This is a genomic window from Afifella aestuarii (assembly GCF_004023665.1).
Classification (GTDB): domain Bacteria; phylum Pseudomonadota; class Alphaproteobacteria; order Rhizobiales; family Afifellaceae; genus Afifella; species Afifella aestuarii.
In genome coordinates this window covers 994,722-1,021,227 of the sequence record NZ_SAUF01000002.1, presented here as the reverse complement: position 1 = coordinate 1,021,227, position 26,506 = coordinate 994,722, and the positions used below count along the sequence as shown (strand labels likewise).

Genomic DNA, 26,506 nt, shown 5'->3' with positions numbered 1-26,506 from the left:
GGCCTGACGCCCACGTCGTATTACCGAGACCGCTGAATGCTCCCATTTCTGCTCAATCGCCTGTGGCAAAGCCTTATTCTCCTGATCATCGTGTCGATCATCGGCTTCACGATCCTCAACCTCATCCCGGGGGGACCGCTGTCGCAGTATGCGCTTGATCCGGGCATGACCGCTGCCGATCTGGAGCGTCTCAAAGAGCAGATGGGACTGAACCGGCCGCTTCCGATCCAGTATCTGGACTGGGCCTGGCGGATGCTCCACGGCGATTGGGGCACGTCCTACCGTGACGGCGCACCGGTGACCGAAGTGATCGGGCGCCATATCTTCGCGACCTTCATTCTGATGGGTTCGTCGATGGCCATTTCCATCGCCATCGGCACCTGGATCGGGATCCGCGGGGCGACCCACCGATATTCCCTCTTCGACTATACGGCCACGGTCGGCGCCATGGTGGCGCTGTCGATCCCGACCTTCTGGTTCGGACTGGTCTCGATCTACATTTTCTCCTTGAAGCTCGGCTGGTTTCCCGCCGGGAACATGTACACGATCGGCAACGAGACGGTTCTGGGCTATCTGCATCATCTGGTCCTGCCCAGCCTCGTCCTGTCGCTCGTGCATGTCGCCGTATGGAGCCGCTACATGCGGACGGCGACGCTCGACGTCATCCATCAGGACTTCGTCAAGACCGCCCGCGCCAAGGGCGTCCGCGAAAAACGTGTGCTGATGAAGCATGTCGTCGGCAATGCCCTGCTGCCGATGATCACGCTCGCCGGAATGCAGCTGCCGCAGCTTCTGAGCGGCGCACTGGTGACGGAGACCGTCTTCACCTGGCCCGGGATGGGACGGCTGTTCCTCGATAGCCTGAGCTACAGCGATTATCCGGTCGTGATGGGACTGCTGATGCTTTCGGCCATCCTGACGCTGCTCGGCAATCTGATCGCCGATATCGTCGTGTCGATGGTCGACCCGCGCATCCGTCTTGCCTGACCCAAAGGAGAGCGACATGACCGCACTCTCGGCCACCCCTCATTCCCGACGACGCGAACGCTGGTGGCGAAGCCGAACCGCCAGGCGCTTCATGCAGCACAAGCTGGCGCTGGCGGGTGCGGTGATCATCGTGGCGCTCGCGCTGGCCTGCATCTTTGGGCCTTGGCTGCTGCCGTACGATTCGCTGCAGATCGACATCCGCGCGCGCTTTTCCCCACCCTTCAGCGGCAATCATTATCTCGGAACCGACCCCCTCGGGCGCGATCTTGCGGCGCGTCTGCTGGAGGCCGGGCGAATCTCCCTTCTGGTGGGGCTGTTCGCGATGCTTCTGTCCACCTTCGTCGGCGCTCTCGTCGGTGTGGTCGCCGGCTATCGCGGTGGGTGGATCGGCTCCGTGCTCATGCGTCTGGTCGATGCCTTCCTGGCGTTCCCCTCGATCTTCCTCGTGCTCGCCCTGGCTGCGGTCCTCAAACCCAGCCCCGCCGTGATCACGGTGATCATCGCACTCACCAGCTGGATGGAAGTCTCGCGCATCGTCGAGGCCGAAGTGCGCTCGCTCCGGGAACGCGAGTTCGTCCTGGCGGGCAAGATGCTCGGCCTCAGCGGCAGCCACATGATGTTCCGCGAGGTGCTGCCGAATGCGATGGGGCCGATCATCGTCGCCGCGACCCTGACCGTGGCTCGCGCGATCCTGACGGAGGCTTATGTCAGCTTTCTCGGGTATGGCATCCAGCCGCCACTGCCGAGCTGGGGCAACATGCTGAACGGCGCACAGCAATATCTGGAAACGGCGCCCTGGCTCGCAATCGTTCCCGGCATCGCGATCACACTGGCCGTCACCGGCTTCAACTTCATCGGAGACGGCCTGCGCGACGCCCTGGATGTGCGTGCCGAGGGGGGATGACGGGAAGGCGGCCATGCCGCGGCATGGCTTGCCCGATTCGAGATGCATGGCCGCGCGGGACTGTCGACGCGCGGCCGAACTTTATTGAACAGGGGGAGGCCTCAGGCGTAGAGATCGAGGTCGAACGTCTCCATCGTCTGGCCGACAAAGACGACGCTGCCGCCGCCCGACAAGGCGAGGATGAGATCGCCATCGTCGTTTTCCGAGGCGGTCGCCGTCTGTCCCTCGAGATCGACTGCGTCGCCCTCGTCCTGATCGAAGTCGACGACGATATCGGCGCCGCTACCCTCCCCAAAAACGAAGACGTCGCTGCCCGAGCCTCCATAAAGGATATCGGCACCGGCACCGCCGGTGAGCGTGTCGGCGCCCTCTCCCGCATAAAGCGTGTCGTTGCCGTCACCACCGTCGAGCTGGTCATTGCCCCCGCCCGCACCGATGACATCGTTGCCGGCGCCACCATAGGCCTTGTCCGAGCCCGCGCCCGCCCAGATCTCGTCGTCACCATCGCCGCCATAGACGCTGTCGTCGCCGAGGCCGCCGAAGGCGAGATCCCTGCCCGAACCGCCGCCGATCTCGTCGGCCCCGCTGCCGCCGAAAAGGGTGTCGTCGCCGCTGCCGCTCCACAAGGTGTCGTCCCCGTCGCCGCCACCGAGCTTATCATTGGCGGTTCCGCCATAGACGAGATCGCTGCCGGTGCCGCCGTAGAGTGTGTCGGCGCCCGCGCCACCCGCCATGGTGTCGTCGCCAGCGCCACCGAAGACGAGATCGAGCCCGTCCTCGGCGTTCACATCGTCGTCCGCGTCGCCGCCATAGACCGTATCGTCGCCGGCGCCCGAGGCGATGATATCGCGGCCGGACGATCCCGACACGTCGCCCATGACGACATCGTCACCAGAGCCTGCGTTGAGGCGATCATCACCGGCACCGCCGGTGAGAAAATCGTCACCGCTGCCGGTCGTGATCGTGTCGCTGCCATCAAGTCCCATGATGAAGATATCGTCGGTGGCAGAGGCGTAATTGCCTTCGTCGTCGATCGGCACGTTCCAGCCGTTCACCTGATTGTCGTCGGAGACGTCGTCGAGGCGTTCGTTGGTGCCATTCAATGTGATGTAGCGGTCGTAATCGAGCGTCGGCGCCACGGGGGCCACCAGTGCGAACTCGCCTTCGACGAGCTCATAGAAACTCGCATAATGCTCGGCGAGAAAGTTCGTATCGAAGGATTTCGAGATCGCGTACTGGTCGATCAGGGGCGCATCGAACTGGACGCGGTTGCCCTCGAAGTGGATCTGATCGCCAAGGGTCGCGACGGCCGCTGCGGTGATCGGCGCCTGGGTCGGATCCTGAAACAGATGCTCGCCCGCATCATAGGCGCCCGGATTGCGCACGATATCTTCCGAATGGTCGAGTTGCGAATACCAGTCCGGCGTATTGAACGAGACCGAAACCCCGTCGATATCCACGATCGACGTGTCGTAATCGCCCATCAATGTGAGCGCAATCGGATCGACGCCGGCTGAGGCGAGCGCCACGACTTCAAGCTCCACACCGTCGACGGCGGCAAAGCGCGCCCCGTCATAGATGGTGAAGAGGTCCGCCACGGTGCCGCCGAGGCTGTGGCCTGAGACCACGACCTTGGTCACGTCGTTGGCCGGATCCTCGACATATTCCAGCGCCCGATCGATGAACGCCCGCAGCTGCTCGTAGTAGCGCGCCTGGCCGATGCCGGTGCCGGCCTCTCCATCGGCGAAGATGCCGTCCGCATCGGTGCCGCGGAATGTCAGATAGAGCGTGTTGCCGGCATCGTTTTCCTTGATCGCCGCGAGCGCGACGGCCCCTGCCTGCGTGAAGACGCTTTCATCACCGTCCTCGTCCACGCGGTAATTGTTGCGGTAGAGGTCACCGGCATAGGTGTAGTTCTGATCGTAACCGTCGCTCGTTTCGCTGGCGCCGATGTCACCCGCATTAAAGCCGAGTTCTGAGGAGGACAGCGTCTTGAAGCCGAACTGCGCCAGATAAAGATCATAGCGGTCATAGACATTGAGGTCCGACCGCAAGCCGACGTCATCAGGATCTCGGTTGGCGCTGTAATCGGCGAGATATTCATCGGGAAGCGCGTCGGCTCCTCCGTAGATCGCACGATTGAGCAGAACGACGTCGCCCAGGACATCGACGGCGCCCTTGGACAGGTCTCCTGCCGAAGATGTCAGCGCAGCAGAAACCGAAGTTTCATTTCCCGTCTCCCACACCAGCCCCATCCTCATACCCCACTGACGTCATCGATGAGGTTTGATCTTAGGCGGGGGCAGATGACGAAAGAAAGACGGAAAGATGAGCTGCCTGTGTATCCGCGACCGAGCGAAAGAGGCGGCTTCAGCCGGAACCGCATCGCTGCGTCCATGCGCGCCGGCGATCCCTCTTTCCGATGGCGCGATTGCTGCCATAAGGGGGCATGTCTTTTTTCCTCGCCTCAGAGCTTGCGGCCTTTACGCCGGGCGATGCCCGTCTCTTGAGAGAGGCAGGCACCGAGCCGGGGCGGCCGATCGTGGCGCTGACCGCCTCGGCTGAGATCCTGGCGCGGCTTGCCTTCGCCGCCCCGCATCTGCCGGCGCCGCTCTTTCCGATCGATCCGGCGCTGCCGCAGGCGGTCGTCGCCGATCTCATCGCCCAATCGGGGTCCGGGCTTGTCGTCGGGGAACAGCCGATCGAAGGCACGGCATGTCTTTTGGCTGATGCCTTTCCAGCCGCTTCCGAGATCGCGGCGCCCTCCCCCTCCCGCCGATGGGTAGCGCCTTCCGGCATCGCGCTTCTCGTCGCCACCTCCGGCAGCACGGGCCGGCCGAAGGCCGTGATGCTGTCGGGCGCCAATCTTGAAGCCGCAGCGCGCGCGGGCGCGACCATGGCGCCGCTTCAGAAGGGCGACCTCTGGCTCGCCTGCCTGCCGCTTTTCCATATCGGTGGGTTTTCCATCCTGGTGCGCACCGCACTCGCCGACGCGGAGGCGCTGATTGCGGAAAAATTCGAGGCTGCTGCCATCCTTAATGCTTTGCGCGAAAGACCGGTCACGCATCTCTCATTGGTGCCGGCGATGCTCGCGCGTCTTCTCGATGCCGACGAAGAGAATGCACCGACAAGCCTGCGGCATGTGCTGATCGGCGGGGCGGCACTGTCGCCGGAGCTTGCGGAGCGGGCAGCGTCTCGCGACTGGCCGATCCAGCCCACCTACGGGATGAGCGAAACGGCTTCGCAGCTTGCCACCCTCCCTGCCCTGCCACGGCCCTGGCGGGCTGGCTTCGTCGGGAAACCGCTGGGCGAAACCGAGGTCGCGCTCGATCCTTCGGGACGCTTGAAGCTGCGCGGGCCGAACGTCATGGCGGGCTATGCCAATCCGACGCTTACCCCGGGCGACGGGCTTTCGGGCGACTGGTTCATCACGGCCGATCTGGCCGAGATCGACGAAACGGGTGCAATCACCATCCTTGGGCGCGCCGACGACGTCATCGTCACCGGCGGCAAGAAGGTCATGCCGCAAAGCGTGGAAGTGCTGCTTGCCAAGGCTCCGGGGATTGAGACCGTGGCCGTCACCGGGCGCTCGGATCCGATCTGGGGCGAGATCGTCACCGCGATCTATGCCGGCCCGGGCGACGAAGCGGCGCTGCTTTCCTGGTGCCGCGATCATATCGAAGGCGCGCTCCGCCCGCGCGCGGTCGTGCGGGTTGCGGCACTGCCGCTGCTTGCGAGCGGCAAGCCCGACCGTTCAGCTCTGAAGCGCCTCGCCGCCTGGCAGGTGGTCGAACGGAGTAAGGCCGAGGCCCGGACGCTCCGGTAGCCGGATCACACCCTTCTCGATCGGCGGCGGCGCAGCGACGTCTTCGGCAAGCCAGGCGAGCGTACCGAGGCCGTGCGCGAGCCCCTGCCCCGCCGGCAGAGCGGCGGCGAGATGGGCGGCCGCCATGACGCCGACGGTGGAATCGACGACCGAGGTCAGAACGAGCTCCACGCCGGCCCGTTGCGCGCGACGGGCGAGATCAAGCGTTGAAGCCATGCCGCCGATCCGTGCCGGCTTGACGACGAGACGGCGGACGGCGCGCGCATCAAGCAGCGCATCCACCCCCAGCACCGGGACGGATTCATCGGCGGCAAGCGGAAACGGCAGCTCCGCCTGCAGGGATGCGAGCGCCTCCGGCGTCGGCCCTGCAAGCGGCTCCTCGACACCATCGACGCGCAGGCCGTCCATCGCCGCGAGCGCATTCAGGACCCGGCGCGCATCGGCCTTCTCCCAGGCACGGTTGGCGTCGAAGCGGAAGGACAGAGCCTTGCCGCTCACCTCGACCACCTCTTTCAAGGCGGCAACCTCGCGCTCTACGGGATCGACACCGAGCTTGATCTTGGCGACGGCAAAACCCGCCTCGGCGGCTCTCACCGCGCGGCCGGCGCAGCCTTCGTCGAGGCGACCGAGAGCGGCGTTCACGGGCACGTCAGCCGCCGAAGTCTCGCGCAGAAGCCGGTGCAGCGGCAGGCCGCGCTTCTTTGCGCAGAGATCGAGACAGGCGGTCTCGACGGCCCAGCGCACCTGCGGCTGAGCGATGCGCGCGACGAGATCACCCGCGAGCGGGTCGACATCCTCGCCCGGAAGCGTCCGCAGAACCTCGTCGAGCGCGCGAAAGGTCTCGGCATGGCCTTTCTCGCCCGAACTCGGCAGCGGCGCACAATCACCGAAGCCGACGAAGCCATCCGAGGCGAGCATGACGAGGCGGCCATACCGCGTCGTCATCGTCGCGCTTGCCGCAACCCAGGGCCGGGCGAGCCTCAGCGCATAAGGCCGAGACGAGGCTTCCTCGATGCGCATTCGGACCCGTCCGGCGGGAGGTTCAAGCGTGGCGATCTGGCCGCCTCAGGGGCGCGGCGGAAAGCGCGAAAAGTCCGGGGCGCGCTTTTCGTTGAAGGCGTTGCGTCCCTCCTGGCCTTCATCGGTCATATAGAAGAGCGCGGTCGCATTGCCGGCAAGCTCCTGCACGCCCGACAGCCCGTCGGTGTCGGCGTTGAAGCCGGCCTTCAGGACGCGAAGGGCCGTCGGCGACAGGCGCAGCATCTCGCGGCACCAGGAGACGGTCTCCTCCTCCAGCCGGTCGAGCGGCACGACGGTGTTGACCATGCCCATGTCGAGCGCCTGTTGCGCATCGTATTGGCGGCAGAGGAACCAGATCTCCTTGGCCTTCTTCAGCCCCACCGTGCGTGCCATCAGCCCTGCGCCGAGACCCGCATCGAAGGAGCCGACGCGCGGGCCGGTCTGGCCGAAGCGGGCATTGTCGGCGGCGATCGTCAGGTCGCAGACGAGCTGCAGGACATTGCCGCCGCCGATCGCATAGCCCGCCACCATGGCAACCACGGGCTTCGGCAAGGTGCGGATCATGCGCTGCAGGTCGAGAGCGTTCAGATGGTGGACGCCCGCCTGGTCCTTGTAGCCGCCATCGTCGCCGCGGATTTTCTGGTCGCCGCCGGCGCAGAAGGCGTCCGGCCCGGCGCCGCACAGGATGATGACGCCGACTTCCTGATCGAGACGCGCAAGATGCAGCGCCGTCATGATCTCTTCCAGCGTCTCCGGCCGAAAGGCGTTGCGCACATGCGGACGGTTGATGGTGATCTTGGCGATCCCGTCGGCCTTGTCGAAAAGGATGTCGGTGAAATCCTGCCCCGGCACCGTCTGCCAGGCGATCTTTGCGTCACTCATCGCGTTTGTCCTTAGGTCACGGGCGCCGCAGCGGCGGCGAAGAAAGTCTTGAAACGGGCGAGGCTCTTCTCGCGCACGATGGTGGCGCGGATCACCGTCGTTCCGGGCCGGTCGAGCGCCGCATTGACGGCCGCCATCGCCTCGTCGAGGCCATCGACATCCTGAGCGGCAAGGCCGAAAGCGCGCGCGGCCGCCACATGATCGAGCGATTGCGGCGTCAGCCAGCCGGTCTCGAATTCCGGCAGATCCGCCTGCGCAAGATGGTCGAAGATACCGCCGCCACCATTGTCGAGAAGCAGGATCGCGAGCGGCAGGTCGCGCCCGAGCGCGAGCGCACCGAGATCGTGCAGGAAGGCGAGATCGCCGACGACCGCAACGCAGTTCTCGGAGATGGCGGAAATGCCGAAGGCCGTCGAGAGATTGCCGTCGATGCCGCTGACGCCGCGATTGCCGTAAACCCGCAGCTTCGATGAGCTGCGGCCGGCAAGCCAGTCCGCGGCCCGCACGGCGAGCGAATTGCCGAGGAAGATCGCGGTCGACGGCGGCACAGCGCGCACGAGCCGGCGCATCAGAGCACCTTCAAAGACGCGGTCGCCGTCGCAAACGGCATCCGCCGCGCGCACGGCCTCGCCGTCGAGGGCAACGATTTCAGCGCGCCATTCCGGCGGCCCGGCGGGAGCATCGAGCCCCGCGCAGATGAGCGCCACATCGGCAGTGACGACGTGGCTCGCCGTTCCTGCGGGATCGGCAAACCGCGGCGTCTCGGAGATGACGATCTGGGGTTTCGTGTGCGCTTTCTCCATCCAGGTGGAGACAGCTTTAGAGACGGGCGTGCCGCCGAAACGCAGGATCCAATCAGGCATCGGCGCAGAGCGCGCCACCTGATCGGGATGGGCGAGGATTTCCGGTTCCTGCGTACCGAAGCGCAGACCGGAAAGAACGTCGGCGAAAACCGGCGCGTCGAGCCGCCGCGCCAGGTCGAGGATCGCGCGGCGCGCGGCATCGCTCAGAGCTTCGCTGCCGCAGACGATGGCCCCGCGCCCCTTGCCGATGATGCCGGAGATGCGCTTGAGGGTTTCGCCCGTCGGCTGCAAATGCGCTGGGAGCGTCAGCGGGATCGGTGCTCCGACCGTTTCCTCCAAGCCGATGGAGGCTGACGGGACCAGCGGTTCGCGCAACGGCACATTGATGTGGACCGGCCCTGGGAGCGGGCCACGGCTCGCCGCCACCATCCGCGCAACGAAATTGGCGAGCCAGCCGGTCTCGGCCTCGGCCGGCGGCAGCTGGAAAAACTTGCGCACATGCGTGCTGAAGAGCCCAGCCTGCTCCATCGTCTGATTGGCACCGCAATCCTGCAGTTCCGGCGGGCGATCGGAGGACAGAAGGATGAGCGGCACGCGGGCCATATCGGCCTCGACGACGGCCGGCAGCCAATTGGCGATCGCCGAGCCGGATGTCGCCGCAAGCGCCACCGGCTCTCCGGAGGCCTTGGCGAGACCGAGCGCGAAAAAGGCAGCTGAGCGCTCGTCGACCACCATGCGCACGCCGATTTCGGGATGGCGCAGGGCGGCAAGCGTCAGCGGCGTGGAGCGTGAGCCCGGAGAGGCGACAAGCCGGCGCACGCCGGCCGCTGCAAGTCCGGATGCAAGGGCCGCAGCCCAGTGAAATGTCTGTTCGGCGGGTCCGTTCATTTGTCTGCGAAGAGGTCCAACATGGTGGCAAGCTTCATTTCCGTCTCCATCCATTCCGCCGCCGGGTCCGACTGCGCCATGATGCCGGCACCGGCCCACAGGCTCGCCTCGCGCCCGGCAAAGAAAGCCGTGCGCAAAACGACGGCCGCCTCCCCGTCTCCGTCCGCGTCGACCCAGCCGGCAACGCCTGAATAAAGCCCGTCGCGCTCCTCGCCCAGCTCCTTCAGCCAAGCAATGGCCGTTTCGCGAGGAAATCCCGAAACGGCCGGGGTCGGGTGAAGCCGTTCCGCCACGTCGAGAAGTCCGACACCCGGCTTCAGCCGCCCGGACAAGGGCGTCCACAGATGCGTGACGCGCGACAGATGCATAAAGCCCGGAGCCGACGGTCGCTCAAGCGTCTCGCAGAAATCCTCAAGGTCGGCTGCAATCGCATCGACGACGATGGCGTGCTCCCTGCGCTCCTTGGCGGAAGCAAAAAGCGCCGCCTCGGCGGCATCATCGGCCGGTGCCTCTCCGGCATGGCGGGCCGTGCCGGCGAGCCCGTCGCTCAAGATGTCCCGGCCCTTCTTCACAGCCAGGCGTTCCGGGCTTGCGGCAACGACATGGCCGCCGCCATGCGGCAGCGAGAAGACGTTCGATCCCGCATTCGCGGCCGCGAGGCGGTCGACCAGCCGATTGGGATCGACCGGTTCGGCAAGCCTCAGCGCCAGACGGCGGGCAAGAACCGCCTTGTCGAAGCGGCCGTCGCGGATCGCAGCACTCGTTTCGGCGACACGTGTCTTCCAGGTCGCCTCGTCCGGCGAGGCCTGTGAGCGTTCGATGCGGGCCTCGCCGACCGGCTCGGCCTGAGAAAGGATGGCGGCCGCGAGCCCGAGCCAGTCGCTGGCGATCTCCTGCAACGCGCGTCCGTCATGGGCAGCGGACAAGACCACGTTCCAGGCCGTTCCCTCACGACGAAACAAAACCCGCGGCACGAAGAAGGACAGATCCTGCGTGGCCGTCGCTGGCGGCAGCGTGAAGAAAGCGAGTGGCGATGCGGAGCCATCGCCGATGCGGCGCCAGACACCTTCTTCCGACAACAGGCGGTCGAGTTCGTCACGCGAACCCTCGACCGCTTTTCCGGCGGCATAGAAGGCCCGGCCCGTCGGCGGAGACACCCAGCGACAATCACCCGAAAGCCCCTGACAGCGTGCCTCGGCGCTTTCCGGCAAGGCGATCGCAAGACTGACGAGTTCGCCCGGCGCAAGCGTCGCCAACGTCTCGCCGGAGGCCGCGATCGCCCGTTCCAGGAAACCGGATATGCCGTGGAGATTAGCGTTCATGAGAGATGATTGCGCAGGCGCTGTCGGGCTCTTGTGCTGAAGAGGCAAAGAAAGACGCACCGCCTTGCCGGAACCTTGCCGACCCGGCCGATCGACCTGCAGCCGTCCCCCTTGTTCAGCCTCTCCCGTTCACACCGCCTCTAGCGCGTTTGTGAGCGCATAGTCCACGGCCGCCTCGCAATGCAGCCGCGTCGTATTGAACATCGGAAAGTCCGGGCGATCCTTCTGATCGATCAAAAGAAAGATCTCCGTGCAGCCGAGGATCAGGCCTTCTGCCCCTTCTTCGCGCGCGAGCCTTTCGGCAATCTCCAGATAACGGGCCTTCGATTGCGGGCGGAGCACGTCCTTGACGAGTTCGTCGAAGATGATGCGATCGATCTCGGCGCGCTCGTCCGCATTCGGGACGACGATCTCCAGCCCGAATTTTTCCTCGTAGCGACGGCGGGCGTAATCCATCTCCATGATCGGCCTGGTGCCGAAAAGGGCAACGCGCTTCAGCCCGGCCTTGCGGGTCGCCTCGCCCGTCGGATCGACGATGTGGATGTAATCGATGTCGCGGGAGGCGAGGATCGCCTCCATCGGCTTATGCAAAGTGTTGGAGACGCCGACGATGACGTCAGCGCCCGCGGCAATCAGCGCATCCACCTTCTTCGCCATATAGGCCTCCAGCGAGGCCCAATCGTCGGCATGCAGAAAGGCTTCGATATTGCCGAAATTCATGCCGACGATCACCGTCTCGGCGATGTCCCAACCGCCGAGACGCGCATTCACGATCTCGTTGAGAAAGCGATAGTAATGGCCGGTGGCGATGTTGCTGGAACCGCCCAGAACACCGATCGTTTTTTGAGCGAGCGGTCGTGTCGTCACGCTACTTCCTCTCTTGCCTGTCCCGTTGGGCCATAGCAGAGGCCGTGCGGCTCGCCCACCCGATGCGGCAATCAGCGAACGTCTTCGAGGACCTCGAAACCTTCGAACTGCGGATGCTCGATGTAGAGGGGCTTGCGCTCGCCGGCGCCCGCATGGGCATTGCGGAAATGCTCAGACTTCGTCCAGTTCTCGAAATCCTCGTAAGAGCGCCAGACCGTGTGCGAGGCATAAAGCACGTGATCGTCGCGCTGTGGCCCCTTGAGGAGATGGAATTCGACGAAACCCGGCACCTTCGACAGCTGCGAATCTCGGCTGCGCCAGACCTCGGCAAAATCCTCGGCCGCTTCCGGCTTCACCTTGAAGCGGTTCATGGCGATGTACATTTTTCGCTGCTCCTATGGGATTGGTCCGGCCGATCGGGCTCGACCGAAAAGATGAGAACGATTTTCATCTTATAGCGGAAAGCCGTTGTGGCGCCAGGGGCGGCGCCGATCACAAGGCGGTTTTCGTCCCCATTCTCTCTCCGTCGGCGAGCCTTGCCGAGACACCTTTGCGCTCAGGCGGCGGTGCGCATCATGCGAATGGCTTCGACGATCTCGGAGAGGGAATCGATCACCTGATCGGCCCCGAGCTCTTCCGGCGGCAGCTTGGTGTAACCGTAGCTCATGACGAGGACCGGCAGGCCCGCCGCCCGCGCAGCCCCCACATCGGCGGGGCTGTCGCCGACCATCAGCGCGTCGTCGGCGCTGATCCCAAGCTGCTGCAGCGCCGCCAGGAGAACGGCCGGCTCCGGCTTTTTCGGCAGGCCGCTGTCGCCGCCGATGACGGCGCCGAAACGTTCGGCAACGCCGAGGCCTTCCAGAATGAGACGCGTCGCCGCGCCGGGCTTGTTGGTGACGACGGCGAGCGCGATGCCGCTTTCCTCAAGGCCCGCCAATGTTTCCACGGCGGTCGGGAAAAGCACGGTCTTCTCGGTCGCCCGCGGCTCGTAAAGCGCCAGGAAGCGGGCAACCAGGCCCTCGAGCTCGACCTTGTCGAGCGTGCGCCCCCGCGCCTCAAAACCACGCTCGACGAGCTTTTCGACGCCGTCGCCCACCATCTTGCGGACATTGTCCTCGTTGACGGCGGGAAGCCCCTCTTCGACGAGGAGATCGTTCAAGGCATCGGTGAGGTCGGGAACGGAATCGACGAGTGTGCCGTCGAGATCGAAAATGATGGCCTTCGGCCAGGAGGAGGCCATCAAGCGGCCTTCCATTTGATCGAGCAGCCCATCGAGGGGATCTGTTCCCTCGGCCCTTCGCCGGTCTGAGCCACCTTTTTCATCGCCTCGAAAAGCTCGCGCGGCGCATCCGGTGCAGCCTCTTTCCGGGACGCGTCGAGCCGACCGCGAAACTGCAGCTCCAGGTTCTTGTTGAAGCCGAAGAAATCCGGCGTGCAGACGGCATCCCAGGCGCGCGCCACCGACTGGTCTTCGTCATGCAGATAGGGAAAGAAAAAGCCGTGCTCTTCGGCGAATGCCTGCATGTTATCGAAGGAATCGTCGGGATAGGCCTCTGCATCGTTGGAGCAGATGGCGACCGTCTTGATGCCGTAGGCCTCAAGCTCCCTGGCGTCGCGCACGAAACGATCGATCACGGCCTTCACATAGGGGCAGTGATTGCAGATGAAGGCGACGAGCGTACCGTTCTCGCCCGCGCAATCGGCGAGCGAATGGGTCTTGCCGTCGGTCCCCTTGAGGGTGAAATCCTTCGCCTTCCAGCCGAAATCGCAGATCGCGGCGGTTGCAGCCATGAAGCTCTCCTTGTCTCGTCTCAGGCGGCCGCCTTCAGCGCCCCTTCCGCTGCCGTACGGATGGCAGCGATATTCTGACGATATGTTTCTTCGCTGCCGCCTTTAAAGACCGCGGAGCCCGCAACAAGCACATCAGCACCGGCTGCGGCAAGCGCAGGCGCGGTCTCCGGCGACACGCCGCCGTCGATCTCGATGCGGATGTCGCGGTCGCCGATCATCTCCTTGACGCGGCGGGTCTTCTCGATGATCGCCGGGATGAAGGCCTGGCCGCCGAAGCCCGGATTGACGCTCATCAAAAGAATGAGGTCGAGCCGGTCGAGGACGTATTCGAGCGTCGTTTCCGGCGTCGAAGGGTTGAGCGAGACACCGGCCTTCTTGCCGAGCCCGCGGATCGCCTGCAGCGAGCGGTCGAGATGCGGCCCGGCCTCCTGATGCACGGTGATGTAATCGCAGCCCGCCTGGGCGAAGGCTTCGAGGAAGGGATCCGCCGGCTCGATCATCAAATGGCAGTCGAAGACTTTCTGCGATGAGCCGCGCAGCGCCTTGATGATCGGCGGGCCGAATGTGATGTTGGGCACGAAATGGCCGTCCATCACGTCGAGATGGATCCAATCGGCACCGGCGCGGTCGACTGCGGCAACTTCCTCGCCGAGCCTGGCGAAATCGGCGGAAAGGATCGACGGCGCGATCAGGATGTCGTTCATGGCGGCTCTCCCTGTCCCGTGCGGGGTTATCTCGCTCACGCCCTTTCTTCGGCGCGTTCGGCATCGGTTGGAATGGAAAACACCCGGCTGACATTGATGTCTTCGGGCGAAATCAGCTTCAGGTCTTCCGCCGTCACCGGGCCGTTGGCGGCCTCGAAGAGACGGTTCGCCTGGCGCAGGCGAGCGCGGTCGAGCGCGTTTCGAACCGAGCGGGCATTGGCGAAATGCGGCTGCTGACGGCGCCGGTCGATGTAGCGGATGAGCGTTTCGCGCGCATCGGGCGACAATTCGTAGTTCTGCTCGTTCAGCATCATCTCGGCGATCCTGAGGAGCTCCTCGTTGTTGTAATCGGGAAAATCGATGTGATGGGCGATGCGCGAGCGGAAGCCCGGATTGCTCTCGAAGAACTTGTCCATCTTGTCGGCGTAGCCGGCCAGAATGACGACCAGATCCTCGCGCTGGTTCTCCATCACCTGGAGGAGGATCTCGATCGATTCCTGACCGTAATCGCGCTCGTTTTCCGGGCGGTAGAGGTAATAGGCCTCGTCGATGAAGAGGACGCCACCCATCGCCTTCTTCAGCACTTCCTTCGTCTTCGGCGCGGTGTGGCCGATGTATTGGCCGACGAGATCGTCGCGCGTGACGGAGACGAGATGGCCCTTGCGGATATAGCCGAGCCGGTGAAGGAGGCTCGCCATTTTGAGCGCCACCGTCGTCTTGCCGGTGCCGGGATTGCCCGTGAAGCTCATATGCAGGGTCGGTGCCTCATAAGCGAGGCCGAGCTGCTTGCGGGCGCGCTCCACCAGGAGAAGCGCCGCCGTTTCGCGAATGCGCTTCTTGACAGGCGCGAGGCCCACGAGGGTCTCATCGAGCTCACGCAGGACGTCGCCGACGCCCGATTCCTCGAATTCGCGCTGCAGATCCACCGAGGTGACCGGCGCGGCGGTCTCCGCCTCAGCGGGATTGGCATTCTCGGGTTTCACCTGATCGTTCATCGCAGCATCCGCTCTCAAACCGCTGTTGGCGCCGCGCCCGAGGCGCGACGCCGATTTCTCGATATGCGATCGCTTAGTAGCGCGCGCCTTCCGGCTTGTCGGACGCGTAGGCCTTGGTCGTGTAGCGCGTCATACGGCCTGCATCTTCCTGCCGCTCCAGGCGGAAGCCCGGCTCTTCGGCAGGCCGGTTGACGATGAAGGAGATCTTCACCGATTCCCAACCGTGCGAAGCGTCGAAGCCCGACAGACGGATGTAACGGTCGCCGTAGACCTTACGGCAGTCATTGAGCTCCATCATCACGGCCGCGGCATCCTCGATGTCGAACATCGGGTGGCCCCACATGTCCCAATAGGTGTTGCGGGGATGCGGGTCGTCGGTGAACTCGATGTTCACCGCCCAGCCATTGTCGATGCAGTACTGCACCTGCTTGGTGATCTGCTCGTCGGTCAAATCGGGCAGAAACGAAAAGGTGCCCTGGGTAATGCGCATGGATGCGTTCTCCAATTAGTCTCGGTTCGGGCTTTAGGCGGCAGTCGCCGTCGGCACGAAGTCCGGCGTGTCGGTGGAGGCGTAGTTGAAGGTGACATCCTTCCAGGTCTCGAGCGCCTGCTGCAGCGGCTGGCAGGTCTTGGCCGCAGTCTGCAGGATTTCCGGACCTTCGTTGACGATGTCACGGCCTTCGTTGCGGGCGAGAACCATGGCTTCGAGCGCCACGCGGTTCGCCGTCGCGCCGGCTGCGATACCCATCGGATGGCCGATCGTGCCGCCGCCGAACTGCATCACGCAATCCTCGCCGAGAAGGTCGAGAAGCTGGTGCATCTGGCCGGCATGAATGCCGCCGGAAGCGACCGGCATCAGCTTGTTGAGCGAGGCCCAATCCTGGTCGAAGAAGATGCCGTTCTGCAGCGCCTGCGGATTAAACTCCTCGCGGCAGATGTCGTAATAGCCCTTCGTCGTCGCCGGATCGCCCTCGAGCTTGCCGACGACCGTGCCGGCATGGATGTGGTCGACGCCGGCAAGGCGCATCCACTTGGCGATGACGCGGAAGGAGACGCCGTGCGTCTTCTGGCGCGTATAGGTCGAATGGCCGGCACGATGGAGGTGCAAGATCATGTCGTTCTTGCGCGCCCATTTGGCCATGGACTGGATCGCCGTATAGCCGATGACGAGGTCGATCATGACGATGCAGGAGCCGAGATCCTTGGCGAACTCGGCACGCTCGTACATGTCTTCCATGGTGGCGGCGGTGATGTTGAGGTACGTCCCCTTCACTTCGCCGGTCGCCGCCTGCGCCTTGTTGACCGCTTCCATGCAATAGAGGAAGCGCTCACGCCAATGCATGAAGGGCTGCGAGTTGATGTTCTCGTCGTCCTTGGTGAAGTCGAGACCGCCTTTCAGCGCCTCGTAGACGACGCGGCCGTAATTGCGGCCGGAGAGGCCGAGCTTCGGCTTCACGGTGGCACCGAGCAGCGGACGGCCGAACTTGTCGAGACGTTCACGCTCCACGACGATGCCCGTCGCCGGACCCTGGAAGGTCTTCACATAGGCGACCGGCAGCCGCATGTCTTCCAGACGCAGGCCCTTCAAGGGCTTGAAACCGAAGACGTTGCCGATGATCGACGCCGTCAGGTTGGCGATCGAGCCACCCTCGAAGAGGTCGAGATCATAGGCGATGTAGGCGAAATACTGGCCTTCGGCGCCCGGCACCGGATCGACGCGATAGCATTTGGCGCGGTATTTCTCCGCCGCCGTCAGACGGTCGGTCCACACCACGGTCCAGGTCGCAGTCGAGCTCTCACCGGCAACGGCTGCGGAAGCTTCGATCGGATCGACACCGTCCTGCGGGATCACCCGGAAGACACAGATGATGTCGGTGTCCTTCGGCTCGTAATCGGGCTCCCAATAGCCCATCTTCTTGTATTCCATGACGCCGGACTTGTAGCGGTCCTTGCCGGTGACGGTCTTGGCTTCCGTATCCATCCCACTCCTCGCTTTCTCTCGTTGAAGCTGGCCGATTACTCGGCAGCCAGGGCCATGTCGGTCTTCGGATCAAGCGCGCCGCTCTGGTAGCGCTTGGCCATCTCCTCGAGCGGGATGACCTTGATCTTGGAGGCGTTTCCGGCAGTGCCGAACCGTTCGAAACGATCGCGGCAGAGCTCGCGCATGGCCTCCATTGCCGGCTTGTTGAATTTGCGCGGATCGAATTCCGCCGGGTTTTCCTGCGCGATCTTGCGGTACTGCCCGGTCATCGCCATGCGGCAGTCCGTGTCGATGTTGACCTTGCGGACGCCGTGGCGGATGCCGCGCTCGATCTCTTCCACCGGCACACCGTAGGTCTGCGGCATCGCCCCGCCATAGGCGTTGATGATGTCCTGCAATTCCTGCGGCACGGACGACGAGCCGTGCATGACGAGATGCGTGTTCGGCAGGCGGCGATTGATCTCCTCGATCACATGCATCGCCAGAATCTCGCCGTCCGGCTTGCGGGTGAATTTGTAGGCGCCGTGGCTCGTGCCCATGGCGATCGCCAGCGCGTCCACCTTCGTCGCCTTGACGAATTCCACCGCCTGATCCGGATTGGTCAGAAGCTGCTCCTGGGAGAGCTTGCCTTCCGCGCCATGACCGTCCTCGGCCTCGCCTTCGCCCGTTTCGAGCGATCCGAGCACGCCGAGTTCGCCTTCCACCGAGGCGCCGACCCAATGCGCCATCTGCGCCACGCGGCTCGTGATGGCGACATTGTACTCATAGGAGGCCGGCGTCTTGGCATCGGCCTCGAGGGAGCCGTCCATCATCACGGAGGTAAAGCCGTGCTGGATGGCCGTCAGGCAGGTGCCCTCGTTGTTGCCGTGGTCCTGATGGATGCAGATCGGGATGTTCGGATAGATCTCGACCAGGGCTTCCATCATCTTCGCGAGCATGATGTCGTTGGCATAGGCGCGGGCACCGCGGCTCGCCTGGATGATGACCGGCGCGTCGACGGACGAGGCCGCCTCCAGGATCGCCAGAGCCTGTTCCATGTTGTTGATGTTGAATGCGGGAACGCCGTAGCCGTTCTCGGCAGCGTGATCCAAAAGCTGACGCAGCGTGATGCGGGCCATTATTCGCTTTCCTTGCCAAGGTTGATGAAGGTCCGGGCCGCATCGACGATGGCGTCCGGGGTGATGCCGAAATGCTCGTAGAGCTCTTGATAGGGGCCGCTCGCGCCAAAGCCCTGCATGCCGATGAAGATACCGTCCGGGCCGAGCCAGCGGTCCCAGCCATCGCGCACTGCAGCTTCGACGCCGATCCGCGGCGCCGTGCCCAGAACCTTGGTCTGATAGGCCCGGTCCTGGGTCTTGAAGATATCGAAGCAGGGCGCTGAGACGACGGCGGCGGCGATGCCGTCGGCCGCAAGCTTCTCCGCCGCTTCGACCGCGATCGGCACTTCAGAGCCGGTGGCGATCAGGGTCACGTCGCGGTCGCCCTCCGGTTCACGGAGCACGTAGGCGCCCTTCGCCGAAAGGTTCTCCGAGACGTGCTCGGTGCGCAGCGTCGGCAGGCCCTGACGTGTCAGGCACAAAACCGAAGGGCCCGAGGCGTTTTCGATGGCGCACTGCCAGGCTTCCGCCGCTTCCACGGCATCGGCCGGACGGAAAACGTTGAGGTTCGGCATGGCGCGCAGAGATTCCAGATGCTCGACCGGCTGGTGCGTCGGGCCATCCTCGCCGAGGCCAATGGAATCGTGGGTCATCACGTGGATGACGCGCACGCCCATCAGCGCCGCAAGACGGATCGCCGGGCGCGAATAATCGGCGAAAACCAGGAACGTCCCGCCGAAGGGAATGAAACCGCCGTGCAGCGACATGCCGTTCATCGCGGCCGCCATGCCGTGCTCGCGCACCCCGTAATGCATGTAGTTGCCGCTGAAATCGTCAGCCGTGACCGGCTGCTGCGCCGCAACGCGCGTGCCGTTGGAACCGGTGAGATCGGCCGAACCTCCGATCAGTGACGGCAACAGCGGCACCAGCTCTTCCAAAACCTTCTGCGAAGATTGCCGCGTGGCAAGCTTCGGCTTCTCGGAAGAAAAGCGCTCCTTGATCGTCTCGATCGCGTCGCGCAACTCGTTGCCCGTGAAGTCGAGCTCGAGCGCGGCATGGAAGGCGTCGCGACGCTCTTTCGGAGCCTCCGCCAGGCGCTTCTTCCAATCATCATGCAGCGCGGTTCCGCGCTTTCCGGTCTCGCGCCAATCCTTCAGAACCTCTTCAGGGATGACGAAAGGCTCGTGCGTCCAGCCAAGCGCCTCGCGCACCGCCGCAACCTCTTCGGTGCCGAGCGGCGAACCGTGCACACCATGGGTGCCCTGCTTGTTGGGGGCACCCCAGCCGATGATCGTGCGGCAGGCGATCAGCGAAGGACGATCGGTCTGGCGCTCGGCCTCGATGGCGGCCTCGACCGCCGCCATGTCGTGGCCGTCGACGCGGCGCACCGACCAGCCGGCCGCCTCAAAGCGCTTCAGCTGGTCGACGGAGGTCGCGAGCGATGTCGGCCCGTCGATGGAGATCTGGTTGTCGTCGAAGAGGACGATCAGCTTCCGCAGTTTCAGATGACCGGCGAGATCGATCGCCTCGTGGCTGACGCCTTCCATGAGGCAGCCATCACCGGCGATTGCATAGGTGTAATGGTCGACGATCTCGTCACCGAAACGCGCCGCCATCAGCCGTTCGGCGATCGCCATGCCGACCGAGGCCCCAAGGCCCTGGCCAAGCGGACCGGTCGTCACCTCGACACCCGCCAGATGGCCGTATTCCGGGTGACCCGCGGTGCGTGCGCCGAGCTGGCGGAAATTCCGCAACTGGTCGATCGTCGCTTCCGGATATCCGGTCAGGTAAAGCAGCGAGTAGAGCAGCATCGAGCCATGGCCGGTCGACAGCACGAAGCGGTCGCGGTCGGGCCAGGCGGCGTCCTGCGGGTCGAAGCGCATGAACTTGCTGAAGAGGACGGTCGCCACATCGGCCATGCCCATGGGCATGCCCGGATGTCCCGACTTCGCCTTCTCCACCGCGTCCATAGAGAGCGCGCGGATGGCATTTGCCATCGGCTTGAGATCAGCGGCCTCAGCGTTCGTCGAAGCGGCCAGTACGGTCGTCTGCAAAGGGGCCATCAAGAAACCTTTCGTTTAAGAGACGCGGCGCTTTCGCTCGATGAGCTGCAAAATCAGCGGCGTCAAAATCAGCTGCATGGCGATGTCGAGCTTGCCTCCAGGGACCACGATCGAGTTCGCCCGCGACATGAAGCTATCGTGGATCATCGACAGCAAATACGAAAAATCGATGCCGCGTGGATCCGCGAAGCGGATCACCACCATGGATTCGTCTGCTGTCGGAATCCACCGTGCCACGAAGGGGTTAGAGGTGTCGACGATCGGCACGCGCTGAAAATTGATGGTCGTCTCGGTAAACTGCGGGCAGATGTAATGCACGTAGTCGGGCATCCGGCGCAGGATCGTGTCGGTGACCGCTTCCGTCGTGTAGCCGCGCGTGGAACGATCGCGGTGGATCTTCTGAATCCACTCCAGATTGATGACCGGCACGACACCGATCTTCAGGTCCGGATACTGGGCGATGTTGCAATCGTCCGTGACGACGGCCCCGTGCAGCCCCTCATAGAAGAGAAGATCGGATTCGGCCGGGAACGGCTCCCAGTCGGTAAACTCGCCCGGCGGGCAGCCGTAGCATTTGGCCTCGTCGTCATCGTGCACGTAATGACGGGTCTTGCCGGTGCCTTTGCGGCCGTATTCCTCGAACATCTCCTCCAGCTCGCAGAGGAGGTTCGCTTCCGGGCTGAAATGGCTGAAGGAGTAATCACCATCCGCCTTGTGACGCTCGGTCTCTTCGCGCATCTCCACGCGGTTGTAGCGGTGATAGGCGTCGCCTTCGATGAAGACGGCGTTGACCCCTTCACGACGGAAAATCTGCTCGAAGGTCCGGCGCACGGATGTGGTGCCCGCGCCGGACGAACCTGTGACTGAAATGATTGGGTGCTTTGCTGACATGTCCTGGCCTCAAACGCGAAACAGGCCGCGGTGGGTAAACAAAGGCGCGCGTTCGCCGATCAGGCTCGGCGCCTCGTGGTAACGAAGGATGCGCTCCACTTCCTTCTTCGAACCGAAGATCAAAGGCGTGCGCTGGTGCAGGCCCGTGGGGACCTGATCGAGAATCGGAAAGCCGCCATCGGTGGCAAGGCCGCCGGCCTGCTCGATCAGCATGGCGATCGGATTGGCCTCGTAGACGAGCCTCAGCCTGCCGTCGCCGTAGCCACGGCGATTGTCGCGCGGGTAAAGAAACACGCCGCCACGCGCGATGATCCGGTAGGTATCGGCCACGAGCGACGCGATCCAGCGCATGTTGAAATCGCGAGCGCGCGGACCCGCAGAGCCCTGCAGGCAGTCATCGATATAGATGCGCACGGCTTCGTCCCAATGCCGGTAGTTCGACATGTTGATGGCGAACTCATTGGTGTTGGGAGAAATCAGCACCCCATCGAGGATCTGCTGATAGCCGCCGATGCGGTGCGAATAGACGAAGACATGGGTGCCCTCGCCCACCGTCAGCACCATGGCGAGCTGCGGGCCATAAATGAAGAAACCCGCGGCCAGCTGATTGCGCCCCGGCTGGGCGAAATCCGTGCCGACACCATCGGCCGCATTCGGCGCATGCGGCAGGATCGAAAAGATCGTGCCGATGGAGACGTTCGTGTCGATGTTGGATGAACCGTCGAGCGGATCGGTCGCGACGGCGAGAACGCCTTCGGGGTTGAGAAGGATCGGCGAGCCGATCTCTTCCGACGCATAGGCGGCGACGGGGGCTTCCCGCATCTCGGCAAGCACGATCTCATCAGCGCGCACATCCAGAAAGCGCTGCCGATCGCCATCGGCATTGGTGGAACCGCGCGCGGCGCCAATGTCGCCTCCGAGCTGACCCTGAGATACGACATCACGAATCTGTCGCGAAGCGCGGGCGAGAGCCCGGACCGTTTCCACCACCGCAAGACGCTGCGGATCTTCTGTGCTGCTATATGCTCTGAGAAAAGCCTCGAGCGTGCTCAGGCCGGCCATATGCTGCCCTCCCCCCTGACCGAGGTTTCCCTGTCGGTCTTGATTGGGTGTGAGATACACCCTGGGGTTACTAAGTAAATTTAATTCTTGTAAGGCGCACAGTTAGGAATTCTAATGAGTGACATGGACTGGCTCACCCTTCGGCAGCTGCGCGCCGTCACAGAAATTGCACGACACGGAACAATTGCGAGTGCCGCCAAGGCCTTGGGACTGACGGGTCCAGCTGTCACTCTGACGCTGAAACAGATCGAATCCGCGCTGGGTCTGCCGCTTTTCGACCGCACCGCTCATGGCATGCGACTGACTGACGCTGGCGAGGCGGTGCGTAACACTGCGGCCGAAGTGGAACGCTCGATCTTCCGGCTCGCCGACACCATCAACGAGGTCAAGGGACTCGGCACCGGCGCGGTGCATGTGGGCGTCGTCTCGACGGCCAAATACTATGCCCCGGCCCTCGTCGTCGGCTTCAAGCGCGAACATCCGATGATCGACGTGCGGCTGACCGTCGGCAACCGGCAAGAGGTGGTGCAGGCACTCACCGATTTCGATGTCGATTGCGCCATCATGGGCCGTCCGCCCAAGACCGTGCCGGTGGAGGCGGCGGTGTTCGGCGACCATCCCCTCATCATGATCGCCTCGCCCGCCCACCGGCTGGCAGGCCAGATCGATCTCAGCCGCAACGAGCTCTCCGGCGAGACCCTGCTCGTGCGCGAGCCAGGCTCCGGCACGCGCACATCGATGGAAATCTATCTCGGGGATCTTCTTGCCGATCCGTCCATCCATTTCGTGGAGTTCGGCAGCAACGAGACGATCAAACAGGCCGTCATTGCGGGGCTCGGGATCGCCTTTTTGTCGGCGCACACCGTCGCCGTGGAGATCGCCGCCGGCCGCCTGATGGCACTCGATATGGATGGTCTGCCGATCCGCCGACAATGGTTCGTCGTGCGCCGCGGCGACAAATCCGTCTCCCCGGGGGCCCGCGCCTTCCTGCAATTCGTCGTGCATTCCGGCACGCAATTCCTGCCGCATTTTCCGAAGCTCTACGAAGAGGCAAGCGGCGACTAACAAGGCGTTAGCCCGGCAGCCCGCCCGTCCTTGCCAGGAAGTCGACGATCTGATCGACGCCTTCGTTGCGGGAAAGATCGGTGAAGACGAAAGGTCTTCCCTCGCGCACCCGCTCCGCATCGCGGGCCATCACATCGAGGTCCGCACCGACATAGGGGGCGAGATCGGTCTTGTTGATGATCAGAAGGTCGGACCGCGTGATGGCGGGCCCGCCCTTGCGCGGGATCTTTTCACCTTCCGCGACGCTGATCACGTAAAGCGTCAAATCGGCGAGATCGGGCGAGAAGGTCGCCGCCAGATTGTCGCCGCCAGATTCGATGAAGACGAGATCGAGATCCGGATGGCGGGCGTTGAGATCGGCGATGGCAGCAAGGTTGATCGATGCATCCTCGCGGATCGCCGTATGCGGGCAACCGCCCGTCTCCACCCCGACGATGCGATCTTCCGGCAGAGCCTGCAGCCGGTTTAGGATGAGCGCGTCTTCCTTCGTATAGATGTCGTTGGTGACAACGGCGAGCGAATGGCGCTCCCGCATCGCCTTGCAGAGCTTTTCGGCAAGCGTCGTCTTGCCGGAGCCCACCGGCCCGCCGATGCCGACGCGAAGGGGGCCGTGCGGAGAACGCTGCCTTGCGGGAGCAGGCTCGGCGGTGATCGTCATGAGCGGAACAACCTCGTCTCCTGCACCTCGTGCTGCATCGACGCGATATCGGAGAAAAACGTCGCGCTGCCAAGCTCGGCGAGATCTGCGGCAGCCGCCCAGGCGGCAGTTTCCAGAACGTCCTCGCGCAGCGCAGTGACAACCGCCAACGCATCCTTCTGACCGATCGGAACGCTCCTTTGCGCTGCTGAACAGAGATTGACGATGGCAGCCTGCAGGAAGCTCGCAACGGCGGTCACAAGTCCAATATCGAGATCAGCGGCGGCCGCCCCGATCGCAACCGGCCAGGGCCTAGCCGGGCCGCCCGTCGCCTCGGCGAAGGCACGCCCCTGCGCCATCGTTTCGAGATGCCTCTCCTGCGAAGGCGCCAGAGCCTCGGCAAGCTCGGCTATCTCGGCGAGCTCCTGTTCATCTCCGACCGAACGCACGCGAACGGCTGCTGCGAAGAGCAGAGCATCAGCACGAAACGAGCCGCAGAGCAGAAGAGCGTCGAGCCATGCCTTCAGGCTTTCGCGGTCATGCACCCAGCCGGCGGCGACAGCACGCTCGAGCCCATGCGAATAGGCGAACGCCCCGACCGGGAATGCAGGAGACAGCCAATACTGGAGCGTCACCAGAGCAGCGGCCGCATTTTCGCTGCCGCTTTCGACCTCGCTCGCGCCCTCAGCCATGCGCCGCCTTGTCGAGATCGTCAAAGTCTCCGAGCGCGAGATAATGCAGCTCCCGCACGATGCGGATCGTCGGCTTCATGGCAAAACAGATGGACCCGATGAGAAAGCACCAGATCGCCGGCGTTTCCAATTCCGGGTAGAAGAAAAGCCAGGAGCCGACGATGAAAAGCAGGGCTGCGCTCACATCCACAGTCGTGAAGGCGATTTCGTAGAGCGCGTAGAGAGTGCGGTGACGCTCGCTCTTCGTATTGTTCTTAGGGTCGAAGAAAGCCATTCTGCCTCGGAGTCCGTGCTGTTCATCCTGGCCCATGAGAATGGGGCAGCTCCGTGCCATGACCATGCCCGGGATGGTGCGTATTGCCATAAGCGCCACCTTCCGGATCGAAAGCCTCCTCCACTTCGAAAATTTCTCCGCCGAGCCTGCGGATCATCTCGGCGAGCACGTGATCGCGGCGGATGAGAAGACGCCCTTCCTGAAGGGCGGCGGGCGTATGGCGGTTGCCGAGATGCCAGGCGAGCCGCAAAAGCGTGGTTCGGTCGGGCGCGCGCACCTCCAGCAGCGGCTCAGGCTTTGCCCGCACGGCGATACGACGTCCGTCTTCCAGAACCAGGCGGTCGCCCTCCCGCAGCAGCCGCGCTTCGGGAAGGTCGAGCAGAAAGGTCAGCCCGGTTTCCGTCGTCATCACCAGACGGCGGCGGTGGCGCTCATCCGAGGTGAGACACACGGTTTCGGTCATCCCTTCCGAGGGCGAACCTGCCTCTTCGACGGCGGTGGCGCGCGGCCAGGTCTGCGGGCTGCCGGACATCTGTTCGCTGGTCATCGGCTCGACACCGCCATCGAACCACCCGAGACGATCAGCGCCGAGCCGACGAAACGATTGAGCCAGACGAAGATGCGCTCCGAGCGCAGCAGACCTTTGAGGAGCGCGCCGGCGGCGACATAGAGCGCGACCGCCACGACCTCCATGACGAGAAAGGCGCCGCCGAGCCGCGCAAGCTGCGACCACGCCGGAAAAGCCGGATCGATGAACTGCGGGAAGAAAGCAGTAAAAACCGCGATCGCCTTCGGATTGGTGATGGCGATGGTGAAGTCGCGGCGCATCAGCGTCTTCAGGCTGACCGAGGACGGGTCAACCCGCGCCAGATGCCGCGCATGGCGCAGAATCCTGACGCCGACATAGATGAGATAGGCGGCGCCCAGGAGCTTGATGACGACGAACGCCTCAGCGGAAGCGGACAGGATCGCGCCAAGCCCCGCAACGGTGACACCAATCAAAATAGCGAAAGCCGGCATGCGGCCGAGGCCCCCCAGAAGAGCGTAGAGCGGCCCGACCTTCGCGGCATTGGCAAAGGCCAGCATGTTGTTGGGCCCGGGCGCGCAATTCACGGCAAAGCAGGCGGGAATGAAAAGGCTCCAGGCGATCATCGCAAAGCTCTCAGGGCGTTTCAGATGAAACCCTAGAGAAAAATGCGGCGCTGCGGAAGGAAGTCAGGCTTGTTCGGGAACGGCAGCCGAGAAGGCGCGATCTGGCCGTGGAGGGTCGACCGGCTTCGTCATGGTGATGCTGGTCGGACGGTCATAGCCGTCATGGGCCGTTTCACCCACCTTCACGAAGCCGAGGCGGGCGAAGGTGGCGTGGTTCTCGGAGAGCTCGACGCGCGTCTGCAACTTGAGGACCAATCGACCGTTCGCCCGCGCCCGCTCTTCAGCGAGAGCAAAAAGCCGTCGCGCCAGCCCCGCCCCGCGAAAGGCCGGATCGACGGCGACCTTGCCGATATAAAGGCAGTCCGGCTCGAGCCTGAGAAAGGCGCAGCCGACGATGCGCCCATCCTCTTCGGCCAGAAGCAGCGTCTCACTTCCGGCCTTTTCAGCAAGCTCCGCCGGCCCCATGCGCAGAAGCGACGACGGCGGATCGATGCGCGCCGCCATATAGGCGAAGCAATCCATCAAGAGACGATGAAGTTCGTCCCAGCGGTCGAAGGCCGGATCGGCTTGGCGGAAGCTCACGACCATAGCGACTCGCCTCCA

At 64.0% G+C, this 26,506-nt stretch carries 27 protein-coding genes; 4 read left to right on the top strand and 23 right to left on the bottom strand.

The window, feature by feature from the left end:
- Nucleotides 1-36: 36 nt before the first annotated feature.
- Together EO094_RS13215 and EO094_RS13210 are read left to right on the top strand one after the other, a co-directional pair.
- Nucleotides 37-987, top strand: coding sequence for an ABC transporter permease (locus tag EO094_RS13215; RefSeq protein ID WP_128292789.1), 951 nt, complete (start codon nt 37-39; stop codon nt 985-987).
- A gap of 16 nt (nt 988-1,003) precedes the next feature.
- On the top strand, nt 1,004-1,891 hold the full coding sequence (locus tag EO094_RS13210; protein WP_128292786.1) for an ABC transporter permease: 888 nt from the start codon (nt 1,004-1,006) through the stop codon (nt 1,889-1,891).
- Nucleotides 1,892-1,992: 101 nt separating this feature from the next.
- On the opposite strand, the gene EO094_RS13205 is transcribed toward EO094_RS13210, so the two are convergent.
- A complete protein-coding gene (locus EO094_RS13205) occupies nt 1,993-4,137 on the bottom strand; it encodes an alpha/beta hydrolase family protein (protein ID WP_164879658.1) in 2,145 nt (714 codons plus the stop codon).
- Nucleotides 4,138-4,340: 203 nt separating this feature from the next.
- Here EO094_RS13205 and EO094_RS13200 point away from each other — a divergent pair, with 203 nt between their 5' ends.
- Entirely contained in the window at nt 4,341-5,717 is a 1,377-nt protein-coding gene (locus EO094_RS13200) for a class I adenylate-forming enzyme family protein (protein ID WP_128292781.1), read from the top strand.
- Here the strand turns inward: EO094_RS13200 and EO094_RS13195 are convergent.
- The 16 genes from EO094_RS13195 to EO094_RS13120 form a co-directional block, all read right to left on the bottom strand.
- A complete protein-coding gene (locus tag EO094_RS13195) occupies nt 5,646-6,737 on the bottom strand; it encodes a mandelate racemase/muconate lactonizing enzyme family protein (RefSeq protein WP_128292779.1) in 1,092 nt (363 codons plus the stop codon). The two genes, EO094_RS13200 and EO094_RS13195, sit on opposite strands and share 72 nt — an antisense overlap.
- Before the next feature lie 45 nt (nt 6,738-6,782).
- The gene (menB, locus tag EO094_RS13190) at nt 6,783-7,619 is read right to left on the bottom strand and encodes a 1,4-dihydroxy-2-naphthoyl-CoA synthase (RefSeq protein ID WP_128292776.1); all 837 of its coding nucleotides are present in this window, start codon (nt 7,617-7,619) and stop codon (nt 6,783-6,785) included.
- 11 nt (nt 7,620-7,630) lie between these two features.
- Nucleotides 7,631-9,310, bottom strand: coding sequence for a 2-succinyl-5-enolpyruvyl-6-hydroxy-3-cyclohexene-1-carboxylic-acid synthase (menD, locus tag EO094_RS13185; RefSeq protein ID WP_164879657.1), 1,680 nt, complete (start codon nt 9,308-9,310; stop codon nt 7,631-7,633).
- Nucleotides 9,307-10,632, bottom strand: coding sequence for an isochorismate synthase (locus EO094_RS13180; RefSeq protein ID WP_128292769.1), 1,326 nt, complete (start codon nt 10,630-10,632; stop codon nt 9,307-9,309). Before EO094_RS13180 ends, menD begins: the two co-directional genes overlap by 4 nt.
- Before the next feature lie 129 nt (nt 10,633-10,761).
- The gene (locus tag EO094_RS13175) at nt 10,762-11,499 is read right to left on the bottom strand and encodes an aspartate/glutamate racemase family protein (protein ID WP_128292766.1); all 738 of its coding nucleotides are present in this window, start codon (nt 11,497-11,499) and stop codon (nt 10,762-10,764) included.
- A gap of 71 nt (nt 11,500-11,570) precedes the next feature.
- Nucleotides 11,571-11,882 (bottom strand): heme-degrading protein HmuQ, encoded by a 312-nt coding sequence (gene hmuQ / locus EO094_RS13170; RefSeq protein ID WP_128292764.1) that lies wholly within the window; start codon nt 11,880-11,882, stop codon nt 11,571-11,573.
- A 173-nt stretch (nt 11,883-12,055) separates the two neighbouring features.
- Nucleotides 12,056-12,739 carry a phosphoglycolate phosphatase gene (gene gph, locus EO094_RS13165; protein ID WP_128292762.1) on the bottom strand — a complete coding sequence of 228 codons (684 nt, stop codon included), beginning with the start codon at nt 12,737-12,739 and terminating at the stop codon, nt 12,056-12,058.
- Nucleotides 12,739-13,290, bottom strand: coding sequence for a thioredoxin family protein (locus EO094_RS13160; protein WP_128292759.1), 552 nt, complete (start codon nt 13,288-13,290; stop codon nt 12,739-12,741). The genes gph and EO094_RS13160 overlap by 1 nt, the downstream gene beginning before the upstream one ends.
- Before the next feature lie 20 nt (nt 13,291-13,310).
- Nucleotides 13,311-13,994: a ribulose-phosphate 3-epimerase gene (gene rpe, locus EO094_RS13155; RefSeq protein ID WP_128292757.1), complete on the bottom strand. Its 684-nt coding sequence runs from the start codon at nt 13,992-13,994 to the stop codon at nt 13,311-13,313.
- 35 nt (nt 13,995-14,029) lie between these two features.
- The gene (gene cbbX / locus EO094_RS13150; RefSeq protein WP_128292755.1) at nt 14,030-14,989 is read right to left on the bottom strand and encodes a CbbX protein; all 960 of its coding nucleotides are present in this window, start codon (nt 14,987-14,989) and stop codon (nt 14,030-14,032) included.
- Between the two features lie 73 nt (nt 14,990-15,062).
- Nucleotides 15,063-15,479, bottom strand: a complete 417-nt coding sequence (locus EO094_RS13145) for a ribulose bisphosphate carboxylase small subunit (RefSeq protein WP_128292752.1) — start codon at nt 15,477-15,479, stop codon at nt 15,063-15,065.
- A 33-nt stretch (nt 15,480-15,512) separates the two neighbouring features.
- The gene (locus tag EO094_RS13140) at nt 15,513-16,970 is read right to left on the bottom strand and encodes a form I ribulose bisphosphate carboxylase large subunit (RefSeq protein WP_128292749.1); all 1,458 of its coding nucleotides are present in this window, start codon (nt 16,968-16,970) and stop codon (nt 15,513-15,515) included.
- Nucleotides 16,971-17,005: 35 nt separating this feature from the next.
- Entirely contained in the window at nt 17,006-18,088 is a 1,083-nt protein-coding gene (gene fba, locus EO094_RS13135; RefSeq protein ID WP_128292747.1) for a class II fructose-bisphosphate aldolase, read from the bottom strand.
- Nucleotides 18,088-20,130, bottom strand: a complete 2,043-nt coding sequence (gene tkt / locus EO094_RS13130) for a transketolase (protein ID WP_128292745.1) — start codon at nt 20,128-20,130, stop codon at nt 18,088-18,090. The genes fba and tkt overlap by 1 nt, the downstream gene beginning before the upstream one ends.
- Before the next feature lie 15 nt (nt 20,131-20,145).
- Nucleotides 20,146-21,021, bottom strand: a complete 876-nt coding sequence (locus EO094_RS13125) for a phosphoribulokinase (protein ID WP_128292742.1) — start codon at nt 21,019-21,021, stop codon at nt 20,146-20,148.
- 9 nt (nt 21,022-21,030) lie between these two features.
- Nucleotides 21,031-22,083, bottom strand: coding sequence for a class 1 fructose-bisphosphatase (locus EO094_RS13120; RefSeq protein ID WP_128292739.1), 1,053 nt, complete (start codon nt 22,081-22,083; stop codon nt 21,031-21,033).
- Between the two features lie 114 nt (nt 22,084-22,197).
- Between EO094_RS13120 and EO094_RS13115 the strand changes: the two genes are divergently transcribed.
- Nucleotides 22,198-23,148 (top strand): LysR substrate-binding domain-containing protein, encoded by a 951-nt coding sequence (locus tag EO094_RS13115; protein WP_246008504.1) that lies wholly within the window; start codon nt 22,198-22,200, stop codon nt 23,146-23,148.
- 7 nt (nt 23,149-23,155) lie between these two features.
- Here the strand turns inward: EO094_RS13115 and ureG are convergent, their stop codons facing one another.
- From ureG to EO094_RS13085, 6 genes are all read right to left on the bottom strand, one after another.
- The gene (ureG, locus tag EO094_RS13110) at nt 23,156-23,806 is read right to left on the bottom strand and encodes an urease accessory protein UreG (RefSeq protein ID WP_128292736.1); all 651 of its coding nucleotides are present in this window, start codon (nt 23,804-23,806) and stop codon (nt 23,156-23,158) included.
- A complete protein-coding gene (locus EO094_RS13105) occupies nt 23,803-24,477 on the bottom strand; it encodes an urease accessory protein UreF (RefSeq protein ID WP_128292732.1) in 675 nt (224 codons plus the stop codon). Before EO094_RS13105 ends, ureG begins: the two co-directional genes overlap by 4 nt.
- The gene (locus tag EO094_RS13100; RefSeq protein WP_128292729.1) at nt 24,470-24,751 is read right to left on the bottom strand and encodes a YrhK family protein; all 282 of its coding nucleotides are present in this window, start codon (nt 24,749-24,751) and stop codon (nt 24,470-24,472) included. Before EO094_RS13100 ends, EO094_RS13105 begins: the two co-directional genes overlap by 8 nt.
- A gap of 22 nt (nt 24,752-24,773) precedes the next feature.
- Nucleotides 24,774-25,298 (bottom strand): urease accessory protein UreE, encoded by a 525-nt coding sequence (locus EO094_RS13095; protein ID WP_246008503.1) that lies wholly within the window; start codon nt 25,296-25,298, stop codon nt 24,774-24,776.
- Nucleotides 25,295-25,903 carry a LysE family translocator gene (locus EO094_RS13090; protein WP_128292727.1) on the bottom strand — a complete coding sequence of 203 codons (609 nt, stop codon included), beginning with the start codon at nt 25,901-25,903 and terminating at the stop codon, nt 25,295-25,297. Before EO094_RS13090 ends, EO094_RS13095 begins: the two co-directional genes overlap by 4 nt.
- Nucleotides 25,904-25,966: 63 nt before the next feature.
- On the bottom strand, nt 25,967-26,491 hold the full coding sequence (locus EO094_RS13085) for a GNAT family N-acetyltransferase (RefSeq protein ID WP_128292724.1): 525 nt from the start codon (nt 26,489-26,491) through the stop codon (nt 25,967-25,969).
- Nucleotides 26,492-26,506 lie beyond the last annotated feature (15 nt).

Bases quoted from the DNA above. Each gene is read 5' to 3' on its own strand.
- EO094_RS13215 (WP_128292789.1), top strand. From the start codon at position 37: ATGCTCCCATTTCTGCTCAATCGCCTGTGGCAAAGCCTTATTCTCCTG.
- EO094_RS13100 (WP_128292729.1), bottom strand. From the start codon at position 24,751: ATGGCTTTCTTCGACCCTAAGAACAATACGAAGAGCGAGCGTCACCGC.
- EO094_RS13195 (WP_128292779.1), bottom strand. From the start codon at position 6,737: ATGCGCATCGAGGAAGCCTCGTCTCGGCCTTATGCGCTGAGGCTCGCC.
- cbbX (WP_128292755.1), bottom strand. From the start codon at position 14,989: ATGAACGATCAGGTGAAACCCGAGAATGCCAATCCCGCTGAGGCGGAG.
- EO094_RS13210 (WP_128292786.1), top strand. From the start codon at position 1,004: ATGACCGCACTCTCGGCCACCCCTCATTCCCGACGACGCGAACGCTGG.
- EO094_RS13115 (WP_246008504.1), top strand. From the start codon at position 22,198: ATGAGTGACATGGACTGGCTCACCCTTCGGCAGCTGCGCGCCGTCACA.
- rpe (WP_128292757.1), bottom strand. From the start codon at position 13,994: ATGAACGACATCCTGATCGCGCCGTCGATCCTTTCCGCCGATTTCGCC.
- EO094_RS13200 (WP_128292781.1), top strand. From the start codon at position 4,341: ATGTCTTTTTTCCTCGCCTCAGAGCTTGCGGCCTTTACGCCGGGCGAT.
- EO094_RS13140 (WP_128292749.1), bottom strand. From the start codon at position 16,970: ATGGATACGGAAGCCAAGACCGTCACCGGCAAGGACCGCTACAAGTCC.
- EO094_RS13090 (WP_128292727.1), bottom strand. From the start codon at position 25,903: ATGATCGCCTGGAGCCTTTTCATTCCCGCCTGCTTTGCCGTGAATTGC.
- EO094_RS13085 (WP_128292724.1), bottom strand. From the start codon at position 26,491: ATGGTCGTGAGCTTCCGCCAAGCCGATCCGGCCTTCGACCGCTGGGAC.
- EO094_RS13095 (WP_246008503.1), bottom strand. From the start codon at position 25,298: ATGACCAGCGAACAGATGTCCGGCAGCCCGCAGACCTGGCCGCGCGCC.
- hmuQ (WP_128292764.1), bottom strand. From the start codon at position 11,882: ATGTACATCGCCATGAACCGCTTCAAGGTGAAGCCGGAAGCGGCCGAG.
- EO094_RS13160 (WP_128292759.1), bottom strand. From the start codon at position 13,290: ATGGCTGCAACCGCCGCGATCTGCGATTTCGGCTGGAAGGCGAAGGAT.
- EO094_RS13120 (WP_128292739.1), bottom strand. From the start codon at position 22,083: ATGGCCGGCCTGAGCACGCTCGAGGCTTTTCTCAGAGCATATAGCAGC.
- EO094_RS13105 (WP_128292732.1), bottom strand. From the start codon at position 24,477: ATGGCTGAGGGCGCGAGCGAGGTCGAAAGCGGCAGCGAAAATGCGGCC.
- tkt (WP_128292745.1), bottom strand. From the start codon at position 20,130: ATGGCCCCTTTGCAGACGACCGTACTGGCCGCTTCGACGAACGCTGAG.
- EO094_RS13145 (WP_128292752.1), bottom strand. From the start codon at position 15,479: ATGCGCATTACCCAGGGCACCTTTTCGTTTCTGCCCGATTTGACCGAC.
- EO094_RS13180 (WP_128292769.1), bottom strand. From the start codon at position 10,632: ATGAACGCTAATCTCCACGGCATATCCGGTTTCCTGGAACGGGCGATC.
- ureG (WP_128292736.1), bottom strand. From the start codon at position 23,806: ATGACGATCACCGCCGAGCCTGCTCCCGCAAGGCAGCGTTCTCCGCAC.
- EO094_RS13125 (WP_128292742.1), bottom strand. From the start codon at position 21,021: ATGTCAGCAAAGCACCCAATCATTTCAGTCACAGGTTCGTCCGGCGCG.
- fba (WP_128292747.1), bottom strand. From the start codon at position 18,088: ATGGCCCGCATCACGCTGCGTCAGCTTTTGGATCACGCTGCCGAGAAC.
- menB (WP_128292776.1), bottom strand. From the start codon at position 7,619: ATGAGTGACGCAAAGATCGCCTGGCAGACGGTGCCGGGGCAGGATTTC.
- gph (WP_128292762.1), bottom strand. From the start codon at position 12,739: ATGGCCTCCTCCTGGCCGAAGGCCATCATTTTCGATCTCGACGGCACA.
- menD (WP_164879657.1), bottom strand. From the start codon at position 9,310: ATGAACGGACCCGCCGAACAGACATTTCACTGGGCTGCGGCCCTTGCA.